This is a genomic window from Xenorhabdus santafensis (assembly GCF_033949405.1).
GTDB lineage: Bacteria > Pseudomonadota > Gammaproteobacteria > Enterobacterales > Enterobacteriaceae > Xenorhabdus > Xenorhabdus santafensis.
In genome coordinates this window covers 1-1,167 of record NZ_VCDN01000245.1, presented here as the reverse complement: position 1 = coordinate 1,167, position 1,167 = coordinate 1, and the positions used below count along the sequence as shown (strand labels likewise).

At 35.9% G+C, this 1,167-nt stretch carries 2 protein-coding genes; both read right to left on the bottom strand.

The annotated features are described in order from the left end of the window. Window positions 1-32: 32 nt before the first annotated feature. On the bottom strand, window positions 33-344 hold the full coding sequence (locus tag FE392_RS22415; protein ID WP_000536914.1) for a hypothetical protein: 312 nt from the start codon (window positions 342-344) through the stop codon (window positions 33-35). A gap of 1 nt (window position 345) precedes the next feature. Then, a partial coding sequence (locus FE392_RS22410; protein WP_319931890.1) for a plasmid recombination protein occupies window positions 346-1,167 on the bottom strand: 822 nt, incomplete at its 5' end.

Here is a 1,167-nt window from a genome sequence, read left to right as displayed (position 1 = left end):
AAGAGACTCACACAGAGCCTCCTAACATGCCATTATTCTTTATCATCCATAGATATTAACGCAATACCTTCACTCATATCACGCAATCGTTCACTTATAGCACTCAAACCTTCACCAAGCCCCATAATTTGTTCATTCATTTCCTTGATAAGTTCCCCAATACCTGCTAACTGCTCATCCTTACGATCATAATCGTCAATTTTCATAGTCAATTCTAAAATCCTACATGTCTCTTCAATCGTTAAATTATTTTTCTTAGCCAATTCCTTTACAGTACCTATGAACTTAACTCCATAACCATGAAAATAATCCATCCTTGGTTGTTGATTAAATAATGTCCCCACACTATCTCTCCAATCCCTGGTCCCGATTTTTCTGTTGGCTTCTTCGCACTTGTTTTAATCTCTTTTGTTGTTCTTCATGCTCTTGTTTGTGATTCAAGAACTTTTGAGCACCCCTTACTTCATCATCACCAGCAAAATGTCGTTTTAAAAACTTGCGATTCATCTTGTCCAGTATACTCCCCTTAACATAACCAATCACCCCTGCGAGTTCAGGAAGCTTCTCCTTATACATCTCTTTCACTCGCTCCAACGTTTTCTTAAGAAAATCATTTGCTTCCTTCAACCCTCGATTCTCTCTTTTCAAGTCTGTTACTTGCCTTTCTAAAAAACGTTGTCCCTTATATAAATCATCTTTTTCACGTTCAATCTTAATCTTTTCATTTTTAAGGCGTCTATTTTCGCTTCTAAGAACTTCAGAAGACTTAGCTAATACTTTTATACTCTCGAAGTCTTCTGAATCAATCTCGACCGTTTTAGAGCGTATAAACCCGCCTTTTTCTTTGACTGGAATCTCATCTACACTTTTCGCTTGATCTAAAGAAAATTTTAAATCATAAAGACGACTATCTATTTCTTTCTTTTCCTGCTCTAATTTCTCTATTTCTTGTTGCAAAGTCACCGCTTTAAACCGCTGCGTCGATAAATGTTTCCTATCGCTAGAAACACCACGCTCTATATCAAATCCCTTTTCTTTCACATGTTCATAGATTTTATCTTGTAAATCATGAAGTTCTGATTTGTTTTTAAAAAATGAATACGCTGATAGTTTTTGTTTTTCATTAACTGGAACCATGCCCACATGCATATGAGGTGTTTTTTCATC